Source organism: Rhizobium sp. Leaf384 (assembly GCF_001424065.1).
GTDB lineage: Bacteria > Pseudomonadota > Alphaproteobacteria > Rhizobiales > Rhizobiaceae > Ferranicluibacter.
Map to the genome: position 1 here is coordinate 1,093,640 of NZ_LMQE01000005.1, position 13,432 is coordinate 1,107,071.

12 protein-coding genes are annotated in these 13,432 nt (G+C 62.6%); 5 read left to right on the forward strand and 7 right to left on the reverse strand.

Going from position 1 to position 13,432, the window contains the following annotated elements; all coding sequences use genetic code 11:
* Positions 1-32: 32 nt before the first annotated feature.
* Positions 33-1,121 carry an ABC transporter ATP-binding protein gene (locus tag ASG25_RS13405; RefSeq protein WP_062474635.1) on the reverse strand — a complete coding sequence of 363 codons (1,089 nt, stop codon included), beginning with the start codon at positions 1,119-1,121 and terminating at the stop codon, positions 33-35.
* A 279-nt stretch (positions 1,122-1,400) separates the two neighbouring features.
* Here ASG25_RS13405 and ASG25_RS13410 point away from each other — a divergent pair, with 279 nt between their 5' ends.
* From ASG25_RS13410 to ASG25_RS13420, 3 genes are all read left to right on the forward strand, one after another.
* Positions 1,401-2,093, forward strand: coding sequence for a GntR family transcriptional regulator (locus tag ASG25_RS13410; RefSeq protein ID WP_244479397.1), 693 nt, complete (start codon positions 1,401-1,403; stop codon positions 2,091-2,093).
* Positions 2,094-2,217: 124 nt separating this feature from the next.
* Positions 2,218-2,475 carry a DUF982 domain-containing protein gene (locus ASG25_RS13415; protein WP_062474268.1) on the forward strand — a complete coding sequence of 86 codons (258 nt, stop codon included), beginning with the start codon at positions 2,218-2,220 and terminating at the stop codon, positions 2,473-2,475.
* Positions 2,476-2,549: 74 nt separating this feature from the next.
* Positions 2,550-3,224 carry a sulfite oxidase-like oxidoreductase gene (locus ASG25_RS13420; RefSeq protein WP_062474270.1) on the forward strand — a complete coding sequence of 225 codons (675 nt, stop codon included), beginning with the start codon at positions 2,550-2,552 and terminating at the stop codon, positions 3,222-3,224.
* Positions 3,225-3,293: 69 nt separating this feature from the next.
* Here the strand turns inward: ASG25_RS13420 and ASG25_RS13425 are convergent, their stop codons facing one another.
* Together ASG25_RS13425 and ASG25_RS13430 are read right to left on the reverse strand one after the other, a co-directional pair.
* On the reverse strand, positions 3,294-5,159 hold the full coding sequence (locus ASG25_RS13425) for a DEAD/DEAH box helicase (protein WP_062474272.1): 1,866 nt from the start codon (positions 5,157-5,159) through the stop codon (positions 3,294-3,296).
* A 184-nt stretch (positions 5,160-5,343) separates the two neighbouring features.
* The gene (locus ASG25_RS13430; protein WP_062474274.1) at positions 5,344-6,708 is read right to left on the reverse strand and encodes a Tad domain-containing protein; all 1,365 of its coding nucleotides are present in this window, start codon (positions 6,706-6,708) and stop codon (positions 5,344-5,346) included.
* A gap of 235 nt (positions 6,709-6,943) precedes the next feature.
* Here ASG25_RS13430 and ASG25_RS13435 point away from each other — a divergent pair, with 235 nt between their 5' ends.
* Positions 6,944-7,135: a hypothetical protein gene (locus tag ASG25_RS13435; protein WP_162241406.1), complete on the forward strand. Its 192-nt coding sequence runs from the start codon at positions 6,944-6,946 to the stop codon at positions 7,133-7,135.
* A gap of 115 nt (positions 7,136-7,250) precedes the next feature.
* Here ASG25_RS13435 and ASG25_RS13440 read toward each other — a convergent pair whose 3' ends face one another.
* Positions 7,251-7,457, reverse strand: coding sequence for a hypothetical protein (locus ASG25_RS13440; protein ID WP_062474278.1), 207 nt, complete (start codon positions 7,455-7,457; stop codon positions 7,251-7,253).
* 141 nt (positions 7,458-7,598) lie between these two features.
* Positions 7,599-8,006, reverse strand: coding sequence for a DUF4112 domain-containing protein (locus ASG25_RS13445; RefSeq protein WP_062474639.1), 408 nt, complete (start codon positions 8,004-8,006; stop codon positions 7,599-7,601).
* 320 nt (positions 8,007-8,326) lie between these two features.
* Between ASG25_RS13445 and ASG25_RS13450 the strand changes: the two genes are divergently transcribed.
* Positions 8,327-10,048, forward strand: a complete 1,722-nt coding sequence (locus ASG25_RS13450; RefSeq protein ID WP_062474280.1) for a PAS domain-containing methyl-accepting chemotaxis protein — start codon at positions 8,327-8,329, stop codon at positions 10,046-10,048.
* A gap of 46 nt (positions 10,049-10,094) precedes the next feature.
* Here the strand turns inward: ASG25_RS13450 and ASG25_RS13455 are convergent, their stop codons facing one another.
* Together ASG25_RS13455 and ASG25_RS13460 are read right to left on the reverse strand one after the other, a co-directional pair.
* Positions 10,095-11,444, reverse strand: a complete 1,350-nt coding sequence (locus tag ASG25_RS13455) for a sigma-54 dependent transcriptional regulator (protein WP_062474283.1) — start codon at positions 11,442-11,444, stop codon at positions 10,095-10,097.
* The gene (locus tag ASG25_RS13460) at positions 11,441-13,189 is read right to left on the reverse strand and encodes an ATP-binding protein (protein ID WP_244479398.1); all 1,749 of its coding nucleotides are present in this window, start codon (positions 13,187-13,189) and stop codon (positions 11,441-11,443) included. Before ASG25_RS13460 ends, ASG25_RS13455 begins: the two co-directional genes overlap by 4 nt.
* Positions 13,190-13,432 lie beyond the last annotated feature (243 nt).

A 13,432-nucleotide genomic window follows, 5' to 3' on the forward strand; every position in this document is an offset into this window, starting at 1 on the left:
GTGGTGAGACGGATGTCGTTCTGGGTGGAAAGTCAGGCGGCCGCGCTGCCGAGAAGGACCGCATCCTCCAGGCGCCAGCTCAAGGAAACCGCATCGCCCACGGCGACGGGCTTTTCGAAGTAGTCTGCGTCGGTCGCGATCACCGTAAAGTCCTCGGAACCGGCGCCCATGACGGTGATTTTCACCGAAGCGCCGCGATACTCGACGTTGGAAACAACGCCGTTGAAGCCGAGGGTTTTCTCGCCGGGTTCGCTCAGCCGCACGCGATCGGTGCGGATCCCGATGTCGATCGGGGACCCTTCCGCCCGCCCCTCACCCGCCACCGTAAAGGTTTGCCCCTCCGGAACCTGCAGCGTGAGGACGCCGTCTGCGCTGGATATCACGCGGCCGGTCAGGACGTTGTGGTCTCCCATGAAGCGCGCGACGAAAGCCGTTGCCGGTCGCTCGAAGACCTCGCGCGGGCTTGCCGCCTGCTCGATCCGCCCGTCGCTCATAATGACGATGATGTCGGCGAGCGCCATCGCCTCTTCCTGGCTGTGCGTCACATGCACGAAGGTGATGCCGAGATTTTTCTGGAGCTTCTTCAGCTCGGCCCGCATGCGGATCTTCAGGAACGGATCGAGCGCCGACAGGGGTTCGTCCAGCAGCAACGCTTCCGGGTCGGTGATCAGCGCGCGCGCCAGCGCCACGCGTTGTTGCTGTCCGCCCGAAAGCTGGGCCGGTTTCCGGTTGGCATAGGGCTCCATCTGCATGAGCCGAAGCATCTCGAGCGCCTTTGCGCGACGCTCCTCCTTGTCCACGCCCTTCATCTTCAAACTGAAGGCGACATTGTCGACCAGATCGAGATGCGGGAAGAGCGCGTAGGACTGGAACATCATCGCCGTGCCGCGCCGGGCCGGCGGAAGATCGGTCACGACCGTGTTTCCAAGCCGGATGTCACCGGACGAAATGGTCTCGTGCCCGGCGATCATCCGCAAGGTCGACGTCTTGCCGCAGCCGGACGGACCGAGAAAGCAGCAATAGCTGCCGGACGGGATCTTCAGGCTGATGGAATGGACAGCCGTGGTGCTTCCGTAGATCTTGGAAACGGAAACGATGTCGATCTCTGCCGCTTTGGTCATCATGAATTCCCTTCTGACCAAAGAGAATGCATCAAGCATGCCAGTTCGACAGGCAGAGCGTAGGTCACTGTTTCCTAACGGTAAAATAACACGTTTCTGCCGCGAAAAACGACACGTGTGCGGTTCCGCCTAAATTTTCATCTATTGTGCAAAATAAAATGCCAGATCGTATACAATCGGACGGCATCTCTGAATACGAATCGCTCTTCTTTCGGCTGGTCAGGTGCATTAGACTTGGCGCTCATGGACAGTTCCCGAACCACACCGGACAGTGCGATCTTGCGGCCTGATGCTGACGGAAACGATGGCAGCCAGCGCGCCATTCGCGACGCCATCCGCGATGCGATCGTCGATCGACGGCTCATGCCGGGCACGAAACTGACGGAAACGGATGTCGGCGCTCTCTTCCATGTCAGTCGAACGCTGGTGCGCGGCGCCCTTCAGGCTTTGGCACATGAGGGTCTCGTAACCGTCGAGCGAAACCGCGGCGCCTTCGTCGCCAACCCATCGCCGGGGGAAGCCCGCCAGATCTTCGCAACGCGTCGGATCATCGAGCCCGGCATCCTCGCCGAGGCAGCACGCCACATCACGCCGGCCCATATCCGCCAGCTCCGCGAACGCCTTCTGGACGAAGGCCGCCTGATGAATGAGCGCGGCCAGAGTGCGCGTCGCGCGGAAATCAAGGCATCCGGAGACTTCCATCTGCATATCGCGGCCATGACGGGAAATGCCGTGATGCAGCGCTTCATGGACGAGCTTATCGCACGCTCGTCTCTTGTGATTGCGCTCTATGGACAATCCACCGTCTCCAGCTGCGGCCACACCGAGCATATGAACATCGTCGACGCGATCGAAGCCGGTCAGATCGACCGCGCGAGCCGCCTGATGGTGCACCATATCCACCATATCGAGGCCGATCTCGACCTGCGGGCCCGCCGCACGCACGAACTTCGCGACGCCTTGCTGCCTTGAGCACAGGCTGAGCGAAAGACGATTAAAGCACTGAGAAAAAAAGATAATTTTTCTAAACGCATTGGGAACCAAACAACCCGCAAACCGTTTTGTCCGCGCAAGACAGACAGCATGCGAGGCGAGTATGAGTTACAAGCGTTTTCCGAAGCCGGTCCGGATCATTCTCCAGCAGAGCCAGGAATTCATCATCGCTTCGGCCTGGGACGCCCTGGAGTTTCTGCGCGGCTGGCCCGCCGGACGGTCCGGCAGAGCCTATCGCATCGCCCTCCAGCATTGCATGGATGCCCTCGACGGCATTCTCAGCCCGCGCAAGGCGCAGGCGTCCTTCATGGCCGCGGCACGCGAGGCCGGCATCCTGGCAAAGCCCAATCCCGCGCCTTGAGGCGTCCTCCCACTTGACCAAAGCCTGTCAGGCGGGCGACCATCACCGTTCGAGCGCGTAGCCAGGAGCAAGAAATGTCGGACACCACCCCCCCGGAGCAGCCGTCCGACGACACGAAACTGACACGCTCCAAGCGGCGTTGGGCGGAGGAAGGTCGCTTCCTGACGGGCCAGGTCGCGCGGGCCGATGCCGATCGACTGCCGCCGGGTCAGCATCTCGTCAAGAACTGGCCCGTGCTCGACCTCGGGCAGCATCCCATCATCGAAACGCACAGCTGGTCGCTGACGCTGAAGGGTGCCATCGAACATCCGGTCACGCTCGACTGGGCGCAGTTCAAGGCATTGCCGCAGAGCAAGTTCCTGTCGGACATTCACTGCGTGACCACGTGGTCCCGGTACGACAACAGCTGGAAAGGCGTCTCGACGCACACCTTGCTCGATCTCGTGACGCCGAAGCCGGAGGCAACCTACGTCATGCTGACCAGCTATGACGGATATACCACCAACCTGCCCCTGGCTGATTTCGCAAGCGAGCACGCTCTGGTCGCAACCGAGTGGGAGGGCCAGCCGCTGACGCGCGAGCATGGCGCTCCGGCACGACTGATCGTGCCGCACCTCTATCTCTGGAAGAGCGCCAAGTGGCTGTCGAAGATCGAGTTGATGACCGGCGATCGCGCCGGGTTCTGGGAAAAGAACGGCTACCACATGCTGGGCGACCCCTGGCGGGAGCAGCGCTATTCCGAAGACTGAGCCGCGCACACGGCGACAGGCAAAACGAAAAAGGCTCCGGCATGTCTGCCGGAGCCTTTTTTCGTGCAATCAGGTCGTCTTTTTCTTGAAGGGCTTCTTGGCGGGCTTTCCGCCATCGTCGGCAGGGCGCGGGCCTGACTTCGCGAAGCCGGGCTTGGCCGCTTTCTTGGCCCAGGGCTTGCTGTCGGGGCGATCCGACTTCTCGCCATTGTCCTTCCAGCGGGGTTTCTGGTCGGTGGAGGCGGCATTGTCTTTGCGGGCAAACGGCTTGCGCGGCGCCGCAGACAGATCGGGCGCCCCGTCGAGCTGCGTTACCGTGATGCCCTTTTCGAGGATGCGCTTCGGCCCCAATGCTTCGATGAAGCTGTCGGAAAAGTCCCGCGCGATCTCGACGAACGTGTTTTCCGGCATCATCTTGATGGCGCCGATCTCCTGCTTGGTGATGCGGCCGATGCGGCACAGCATCGGGATCAGCCAGCGGGGCTCCACGTTCTGCTTGCGACCGGCCGACAGCGAGAACCAGACGGCATCCCCGAAATCGCCGCGCGGCGCGGACCGCTCCGGCCGCGGGCCGCGATCGGCGGCACCCTGGCCGCCTGTCTGGCCCGACGGTTGGAAGGCAGGCGTATCGATGATGTCCTCGGGCGCGGAACGGCCCGCCCGGGCAAGCCGTACGAAGGCTGCTGCCACCTGTTCGGGGCTGTGTCCCGCCAGAACCTGCTGCACGAACGCGGCCTCTTCCTCGCGGATCGGATCGTTCAGCGCGGCATCCGAGAGAATGCGCTCATCGTCCTTCTGCGAAACCTCGTCAGCCGATGGCGGCTTTGCCCAGACGGCTTCGATACGTGCGTCACGCAGCAGGCGTTCGGCCTTGCGGCGCGCGTTCGAGGTAACGATGATGGCGCTGACGCCCTTGCGTCCTGCCCGACCGGTCCGGCCGCTGCGGTGCAGAAGCGTTTCCGGGTTGGTCGGCAGATCGGCATGGATGACGAGTTCGAGACCGGGAAGGTCAATACCGCGTGCGGCAACGTCGGTGGCGATGCAGACGCGCGCGCGACCGTCGCGCATGGCCTGAAGCGCATGCGTCCGCTCGCTCTGGCTGAGCTCGCCCGAAAGCGCAACGACGGAGAAGCCGCGATTATTGAACCGGGCCGTCAAATGGTTGACGGCGGCGCGGGTGGAGCAGAACACCAGCGCGTTCTTGGCTTCATAATAGCGCAGCACGTTGATGATGGCGTTTTCCCGGTCCGAGGGAACGACCACGAGCGCGCGATAGTCGATGTCGAGGTGCTGCTTCGCCTCGGCCTGTGTCGAGATGCGCAGCGCGTCGCGCTGATAGTTCTTGGCAAGCGTCGCGATGGACTTCGGCACGGTGGCCGAGAACATCAGGGTCCGACGATCGGCCGGAGCCGTCTCCAGCAGGAATTCCAGATCCTCGCGGAAGCCGAGATCGAGCATCTCGTCGGCTTCGTCCAGCACGATGGCCTTGCAGGCGGACAGATCGAGCGCGCCACGGCGGACATGGTCGCAGAGACGGCCGGGCGTGCCGACGACGATATGCGCGCCACGATCGAGCGCGCGACGCTCGGTGCGAATGTCCATGCCGCCGACCGAAGCGGCGATGACCGCGCCGGTCATTTCGTAAAGCCACTCGAGTTCGCGCTGGACCTGCAGCGCCAGTTCGCGCGTCGGAGCGACGGCGACGGCAAGCGGCTTGTGCGCCGGACCGAAGCGATCGGCGCCATCCAGCAGCGTGGATGCGAGCGCAAGGCCAAAGGCGACGGTCTTGCCGGAGCCGGTCTGGGCGGAGACGAGCGCGTCGCGACCCGACATTTCGGCTTCGATGACGGCGGTCTGGACCGGCGTCAGGGTGGAATAGCCGCGTTTGGTCAACGCCTCGGCGATCGCCGGAACGACCCCTGCGAATTCTGTCATATGTCTGTCTCTCGGAAGTTCGAACCGTGCAGCGTGCACGATAGAATGCGCACATGCCTTGAGGACCGCACGCTGCGGCCCATACCATGGCGATCTCTTAATCCCTCTATCAGCAAATGTACAGAGGAGCGCCGAAGGACCGCGGCGGCGACCTCCCCGCAAGGCTTTCAAGGTGGCGTGCGCCTCAGCCTGTCAGGCGGGGGCTGCGGATGATCTTCACGAAGAGGGCCTTCATCGCCGACTCGATCCCTTCGGACGGATTGACCTCGAAATAGAGCCCGGGCGACGCGCAGGCCTGCATCTTCGTGCCGATTTCCGATTGGAACGGCTTGATCCATTTGTTGTACCAATCGTTCGTCGGCAGCGGCAGGTAGGTCGTGTAGAGGACGGCGATCTTGACGCCGCGATCTTTGATGGTCTTGCAGTAGCTGACGTCGATCGGCTCCTGGCAACGACCGCCGGTCGTCTTCTTTGTGCAGCCGCTCGGCTTGTAGCTGTCGCCGACACCGTCCGCGACGAAATAGACGACCTTTTCCGCCTTCGCAGCGGTCGATCCGTCGCCCGGCGCCGGAATCTCCGCGTTGATCCGCGTCAGGGCCTGATCGAAGCTGGTGATCTGGTCGCCGTTGTAGCCGTGATAGGGAATGCTCATCAGCGAGATCGTGTCGACCTTCGTCTGGATATCCTTCAGATCGTCGGTGAGCTTGGACACCTGATAGAGCTTGGCGTCCTCCGCCTTCTGCCCGAAGGTGTAAGCCGCCATCCGATACTGGTTCGTGTAGGTCTCCGTCTTTTCAGCCTCGCGTGTCAGCGCTGCCACGGCCTCGGCGACGACGTCGATCCGGATGGTGGCTCCGACCTTTCGGGCCACGAAATAGTTGCTGTTCTTGTCGGGTTCGCCTTTCTCCGACACGATATGGCAGGCAAACGCGCAGTTGCGCGAACCCGAATCCGAAACGTTCTTCGTGGCGGCGATGAGCTTGTCCACGTCTGCAGGGGTTGCGCCCACGCCCATGGAGGGCGTGTTGTCGAGCAACATGTAGAAGTCCATGAAGGAGTTTGACTGGAACGTGGCCTTGGCCACGCCGTCAACGCGGATGTAGTCCTTTCCCAAGACGCGCAGGAACGTGGTGGGCACGAGGGTCGAGAACGCCGCGGACACGTTGATGTCGCGTCCGGACTTGACGGCGGTAACCGTAAATTCCCGCGCCGTCACTTCCAGATCATCCGGGGGCGTGCGTGCCGGCTGTCCGGGAACGTCCGGCACGGCTGCCCTCGCCAGCTGCGCATCGAAGATGCGACGCGCCTCCCCTTCGCTGACCCTGACCGTACCGTCCGCCGACATCGCCATCGCTTCCGCCACGCCGTCCGACTTATCCGTGATGGAGCCGACCACCGCGGCGTCTGCCGCCCATTGCAGCTCGGTTCTCACCTTGATCGCATTGCCGATGTCGAGAGCAAGCCCGGCGGTCCCCAGCAGCGGGACGAGCGAGAGAGACCCGATGATGGCCAGATTGCCGGAGCGATCGGCTAGAAAACGCTTGAACATAATGACGACCCCTGGCGCTGCATCCGGCGGCGCACGCGGGGAACCTAAGTTATGTCTTTAAATGAGGGGTGAAACAGCGCGGTAAACGAAATGAGAAAGCGTTCACTTATGGAGCAAACGGCTGTGGGATCAGGAAACCGTGAATGGATTTACGGTTAAGTTTCCTTGCGCCGGACGATCTATCGCATACATTTACCTGTGCGATGAGGAGTCGCCGAAGCCTATGGGAGGAATGATGATGGAAACGTCAGATCATCTGAGAGTGCAGTACGACTTCAGAAGCGGAACGGTCCTGCTCCAGTGCCGCAACCGGAGCCATGTGCTTGCGGAGCGCTTCAGAACGAAGGAAAGCGCAGAGGCAGCGGCCATCCAGTTCGCCCGCAAGAACTGGGATTATTCGGAACCGCAGTCGGAAACCCAGCACTAGCCCGAAGCGTCGCCAGCTGTGACGCGTCACGAGAAATGAGAAGGCCGGGTCTAACCCGGCCTTTATGGTATGGTCCTCTGGGCGCTTGTGCCGATGACGCAGTGATTGTCGCGGCTCAGTGGCGCGACGGATCCACGTCCTGGCGCCGCAGATCGTCGATCGCCGCGACCGCCTCTTCCGCCGTCCAGCCGGCACCGACGGCCGCCCGGATCAGGCGCGCATCGGCTTCGACTTCCAATTTCACGAACAGCGGCTCCAGCGCTTCCTGCACGGTCACGACGTTCGATTGCGCAACCGGAATGGCGTGCTTCGACAGGGGCATGGGCTTTTCTCCTTTTTCAGACTCTTCGGAATGGAAACAGGAGGAAACTGGTTCCATCTTTTGTTCGCAATATGTCGTTGGGACGCCGGACGACGTCGAGACGCCGGAAACAGCGCATGTCCGCAACGGCAGGGCGCGATCTCAGAGATCGCGATCCGTCAGCTCGAAATGATCCATGATGAGCTGGATATTCCGTTTGTGCGCCTTGAAGTAGACGTCGAACACGTCCCCGACCAGCGGCACCGCACCCAGCGTCGCGTCGAGGCCGAGATTGTAGAGCATCTGCGCCATCTTCCGCTTCGGCACGCCAAGCCGGCGGGCCTCGTTGACGATCGCAAGGCCGATGATCGCGCCACTGGCATCGCCGACAATGGGGACAAGACCGAGGAGCGAGTCCGCACCGAAGCGAAAACGCGTACCCGGAATGCCGACGGCCGTATCCATGATCCGCGCCAGCTTTGCCAGCCGGCGCAGGCGCCTCAGGCGTTCGGCACGATCAATGTCATCGGCGGTACGCGTAAAGTCCGTTGCATAAGCCGTGCTTGGCATCGTCATTCATCTCCTTGTAAGCTCTTCATTGCATATGGAGAGCCTTTGTCGCGACACAAGGTTCAGCACGAGCCGACCGCAACGCGACGTGGCGATGTCATCGCTTTCCGCACCGTTCGGCCACCTGCCGCAACCGGAAATGCACATGCTGCAACTCCACGCGAACCATGCGCTGCAGCGCTGATCAATTCTCGCACACAGCCGAAAACTTCGTCCGTTACCGTACGGAGGCAATTGATATTAAAAGATAATTTAAATTCGCTCCCTATTTTCGGGGTGAAACGTCCAACCGTTCTCCTCTCAAAAGCGATCCCAGCCGAATGTCGATTTTCTCCACGTCCGACAGCGCAGTCCTGCACGCGCTCCACCAATCACAAGCGATCATCGAATTCGATCTCTCGGGAAAAATTCTTAAGGCGAATGACAATTTTTGCCGTACCATGGGGTACGATCGTGACGATATCGTCGGTCAGCACCACAGCATGTTCGTCCTGCCGGAAGAATCTCGCGCGCCATCCTATGCCGCGTTCTGGAAGGAACTGGCAAAAGGCCAATTTCAGCAGGCGCAGTACAAGCGTCTCGGGAAAGGCGGCCGGGAGGTCTGGATCGAAGCGTCCTACAATCCGGTCTTCAAGGGAAATCGTCCGGTCAAGGTCGTGAAGTTTGCGACCGACATCACCCAGTCGAAGATCGACAGCCTGAGTGACAAGGGCAAGCTCGACGCCCTGTCACGCGCCCAGGCGATCATCGAATTTACGCCCGATGGCCGGATCGTGACCGCGAACGAGAACTTCCTCTCGGTTCTCGGATACGAGCTGGAGGAGATCGTCGGTCAGCACCATGCGATCTTCTGCGAGCCGGCCCATGTCGAGTCCACAGCCTACAGGACGTTCTGGAAGCAATTGGGCAGTGGTACCTTCGTAACCGACCAGTTCTTGCGCATCGGCAAGGGCGGCCGGCGCGTGCATATCCAGGCGACCTACAATCCGATCGTTGATGAATCGGGTCGCGTGATGAAGGTCGTGAAGTTTGCGACCGACATGACGGAGCGGGTTCGCGCGATCGAGGAACTGGGTGCCGGCCTCGGCCGCCTGGCGCAGGCCAATATCCGCCAGACGCTCGACCGGCCCTTCATCCGGGAATTCGAACAGCTGCGCAACGACTTCAACCTGTCGATCGGCGGCTTCCAGCAAACTCTTGTCGATGTGCTGGGTCAGACGGAGAACCTGAACGGCCACAGCCATACGATGCGCGAAGCGTCCGACATCCTGGCCGAGCGGACCAGAGAGCAGGCCACCGCGCTCGAAGAGACATCGTCCGCTTTGAAGCAGATCACGGTCACGGTCCGGCAGTCGAACGAGCGCGTGCAGGACACGCGCAGTCTCGTGAAGCAGGCAAAGGAGCAGGCTGGACATTCGGCCACGGTGGTCGGCGACACCGTGGCGGCGATGCAGCGCATCGAAACCGCCTCGGCCTCGATTGGTCATATCATCGGCGTCATCGACGAAATCGCGTTTCAAACCAACCTGCTGGCGCTCAATGCCGGGGTCGAGGCAGCCCGGGCCGGGGAAGCCGGCCGCGGCTTTGCCGTCGTGGCGCAGGAGGTCCGCGAACTGGCCCAACGCTCGGCCCGCGCCGCAAAGGAGATCAAGGGTCTGATCTCGAATGCATCCAACGAAGTCGTCGAAGGCGTTCGCCTCGTCGGCGATACCGGGCGGGCCCTGACGGAGATCGAGGTCTTCGTCGCCGCGATCAATGAAAACATCGATGCGATCGCCGCCGCGACCTCCGAGCAGACCACCGGGCTCGGAGAGATCAGCGCCGCCGTCCACAATCTCGACAGGATGACCGAGGAGAACGCGGCGATGGTCGCGCGGACGACGGAGCTTAGCCACACGCTCGCGCAAGGCGCGGCCGTGCTTGCCGATCTCGTGTGCCGCTTCCAGCTGAACCGCCGCACGACGGCTCGGGATCCCGGTGCCACACGGCCCGAGCCTCGCCACGAAAGACAGGTGGAGCGAGGACTGCGCAAGAGCGCCTGAAACGTCGGGCAGTCAGCCCTCGACATTGCGTCTCGGCATCACCTGCTCACTTGACGGCAAAATCGCTTCGCACGATCCCGTGCCGTTGCAGCTTGTCGTAAAAGGTCTTGCGGGGGATGCCGAGCGCCTCCACGGTGCGCTGCACGTCGCCCTCGGCCTCGCGCAGTGCCGCGCGGATGACCTCCGCTTCGATGCGGTCCATGCGCTGGGGCAGCGTGCCGGTTCCCGCATCGAGCACGTCGAGGGTCTTTCCGGACGGCCCGTCGGGCGAAAACCCGAGCACGGTGCGCTCGGCGAAGTGGGCCAGCTCGCGCACATTGCCAGGCCAGTCATGCTCGACCAGGTAACGCCGGACAGGATCGCTCATGACGGGAACGTCGCGCTTGAAGCGAGAGGCGGCACGGGCGGCGAAGGTCGCAAACAACAACGGAATATCGTCCCGGCGCTCGCGCAGCGGCGGGATCGAAAGAGTGACCACATTGAGCCGGTAGTAGAGATCCTCGCGGAAATCGCCCCGCGCGCGCGGGTCGCCCAGGTCCACCTTCGTTGCCGCCACGACGCGCAGATCGACCGGTCGCACCTCGTTCGTCCCGAGCGGCGTGACCTCGCGCATTTCCAGCACGCGCAGCATCTGTACCTGCGTCGCCGGTGCCATGCTCTCGATCTCGTCGAGAAACAGGGTGCCCCCGCTCGAATGCTCGATCCGCCCTACCCGCTTCCTCTGCGCGCCGGTGAAGGCGCCCGGTTCGTGACCGAAGAGCTCGCTCTCGATCACCTGCTCCGGAAGCGCGCCGCAATTCAACGCAACGAAGTTTCCCTTCACCCGCCGGCTCCACCGGTGCAAGAGCGTGGCCACGACCTCCTTGCCGCTTCCCGTCTCGCCCGTCATCAGCACGTCGACATCCGTATCGGCGATCTGGCGGATGGTCTCGCGCAGTCGCTCCATCGCCGGGGTCTGCCCGATCAGGAGACCGTCATCGCGCGCGTCGTCCGCAGCCTCGCGCAGCGCGCGGTTCTCCAGGACCAGGCGGCGTTTTTCTCCCGCATGCAAAACCCCTTGCACCAGTCGGTCCGTCGGAAAGGGCTTCGGCAGAAAATCATAGGCCCCGTCCCGGATCGCCTTGACCGCCATCGGGATATCCCCGTGACCCGTCATCAGGATGACGGGAATATCAGGGTCGATGCGGCGGATACGGTCGAACAGCTCGAGGCCGTCGGTCTGCGGCATGCGGATATCCGTGACCACGACGCCCGCGAAGCGCCGGTCGAGGCCCGTAAGCGCCTCGCGTGCGGACGCTACGGCCTGGACGGTGAAGCCTGCAAGGTCCAGCGTCTGCCGCGTCGCTTTCAGAAGATCGGGATCGTCATCGACCAGGAGCACATGAAGGTCGCTCATGCCGTCGCCCTTTTCAGATGGATGATGAAATGTGCTCCGGCATCCGAACTCTCCACGGCGATGGTTCCGCCGTAGTCGGCCAGAATATCGCGGGAGATCACCAGCCCGAGCCCGAGGCCCTGCTCTTTTGACGTATTGAACGGCGTGAACAGCGCTTTCATGATCGCGCTCGGAATGCCGGGACCATTGTCGCGGACATTTAGGGCGACATCGTCGCCGGCCACCGCGATCACGACATCCACCCGGGCATCGGGACGGCCGGACAGAGCCTCGAGCGCATTCTGTAGCAGGTTGATGAGCACCTGCTCCAGCCGGACGCGGTCGCCGAGCACAAGCAGCGTCTCTTCCGGCCAAGCAATTTCAAGTGCATCGAGGCGTCCGGCGAACCGGCTCTTCAGCAACATGACGGCGCTTTCTAGCATGGCCCGAACCGAGACCGGCCCCGCCGGAGCACGGCCCTTGCGCGAAAACGTCTTCAACTCATCCGTAATGCTGCCGATACGGTCTGTCAGCGCGGCAATGCTCTCGAGATTCTCGTCCACGGGACCCGGCTGTGCACGGGTCAGGAAGACGCGGGCATTGTCGGCATAGGCGCGAATGGTGGCGAGCGGCTGATTGATCTCATGCGCCACGCCTGCGGCCACCTGCCCGAGGATCGCCAGCCTGTTGGCATGCACGAGCTCCTGTTGCACGCCCTGAAGCTTCGTCTCCGTCGCACGGTGACCCGCAATCTCGCTCTCGAGCCGGTCGCGGGCCGATGTCAGGGCCTCCGTGCGTTCCCGCACGCGGCGCTCCAGCTCCTCGCGTGCGGCGTGTTCCTGCGCCAGCCGGTCGATCGCGCGCTGCCGGCGGGCCGTGAGCACGGCGGCCAGGGCGGCAAGGGGCACGACGATGGCAAGGCCCAGCAGGCGTTTGCTCTGGACAGCTGCAGCGACGGCAGCATCCGTCTCCGTAAGGTAGCCGATCGTCCATTCTGTCGATGGCACGGCAACGGTCAGGCGCAGAAAATCGCGCTGACGCTCCCCGGGAAGAACGGCGCGCACCCGTTCGACGCCAGGCGCCACCGTCTCGAGAACCGTCATCGGAACCGGCGTCAGCGGCGCATCGCCGAACTGAAGGCTGGCGCGGATGGCCGCAAGGCGATCGGAGGCGATCGGCGTCATCGCCATGAACCGCCAAGAGGCAATGCTGGTCATCAGCACGACGCCATTCCGATCCGTCACCACGGTCGCACGACCGGCCGTCCGCCAGTCAGCCTCGATCTGATCGAACTCCATCTTGGCAACCACCACGCCAAGCGGCCCCGCCGGGCCATCGATCCGCCGCGAAATATAGAGGCCCGGCCGCTTGCTGACCGACCCGAGCGCAAAATGCTCCGCCGTTCCCGCCGTGATGGCCTTGGTGAAATATTCGCGGAACGTGTAGTCGTTGCCGACAAAGCTCGTCGGCTCCTGCCAGTTGCTGGATGCGATCGCAATTCCGTCTCGACCGATCACGTAGATCACGGCGGCACTCGTATCCGCGACGATCTCTTCCAGCTTGCGGTCCAGACGGAGGCTTCGGTCCGGATCTGGGCGCTCCAGCGTTTCCGCCAGCTGACCATCCCGGGCAAGGAGCATGGGAAGCGCGCGCGGGCGCTCGAGGACCGCCCGCAAATGTGCAACCTTCAGATTGGTATCGGTGCGGGCCTGGGCCTCCAGACTGCGAAGCGCCTCCTGCCTGCCGAAATGCGACCCGGCCGCCATAACCACAGCCAGCCCCGCGAGTACAAAGGCTCCCAGAACGATCCATGGAAGGAAGCGGTCCAGCCGACGGGAGCGCAACGGTTGCGGGGAATGCGACATGACCCATTGTGCATAAACTCGGACATATCGCAAACAGGCCTGTGCGGAATTCCGCACTCCCTTGCTCATCAGGAAATCGACGGGAAAAATAATCGTTTTATATCAGATACTTAAGATAGGCGTGAAAACTGGCACATGCTTTGC

What these genes read in the sequence shown, in the direction of transcription:
- ASG25_RS13405 (WP_062474635.1), bottom strand. Translation starts at nt 1,121, where the DNA reads ATGACCAAAGCGGCAGAGATCGACATCGTTTCCGTTTCCAAGATCTAC.
- ASG25_RS13415 (WP_062474268.1), top strand. Translation starts at nt 2,218, where the DNA reads ATGAGTTACAAGCGTTTTCCGAAGCCGGTCCGGATCATTCTCCAGCAG.
- ASG25_RS13420 (WP_062474270.1), top strand. Translation starts at nt 2,550, where the DNA reads ATGTCGGACACCACCCCCCCGGAGCAGCCGTCCGACGACACGAAACTG.
- ASG25_RS13425 (WP_062474272.1), bottom strand. Translation starts at nt 5,159, where the DNA reads ATGACAGAATTCGCAGGGGTCGTTCCGGCGATCGCCGAGGCGTTGACC.
- ASG25_RS13430 (WP_062474274.1), bottom strand. Translation starts at nt 6,708, where the DNA reads ATGTTCAAGCGTTTTCTAGCCGATCGCTCCGGCAATCTGGCCATCATC.
- ASG25_RS13435 (WP_162241406.1), top strand. Translation starts at nt 6,944, where the DNA reads ATGATGGAAACGTCAGATCATCTGAGAGTGCAGTACGACTTCAGAAGC.
- ASG25_RS13440 (WP_062474278.1), bottom strand. Translation starts at nt 7,457, where the DNA reads ATGCCCCTGTCGAAGCACGCCATTCCGGTTGCGCAATCGAACGTCGTG.
- ASG25_RS13445 (WP_062474639.1), bottom strand. Translation starts at nt 8,006, where the DNA reads ATGCCAAGCACGGCTTATGCAACGGACTTTACGCGTACCGCCGATGAC.
- ASG25_RS13450 (WP_062474280.1), top strand. Translation starts at nt 8,327, where the DNA reads ATGTCGATTTTCTCCACGTCCGACAGCGCAGTCCTGCACGCGCTCCAC.
- ASG25_RS13455 (WP_062474283.1), bottom strand. Translation starts at nt 11,444, where the DNA reads ATGAGCGACCTTCATGTGCTCCTGGTCGATGACGATCCCGATCTTCTG.
- ASG25_RS13460 (WP_244479398.1), bottom strand. Translation starts at nt 13,189, where the DNA reads ATGGCGGCCGGGTCGCATTTCGGCAGGCAGGAGGCGCTTCGCAGTCTG.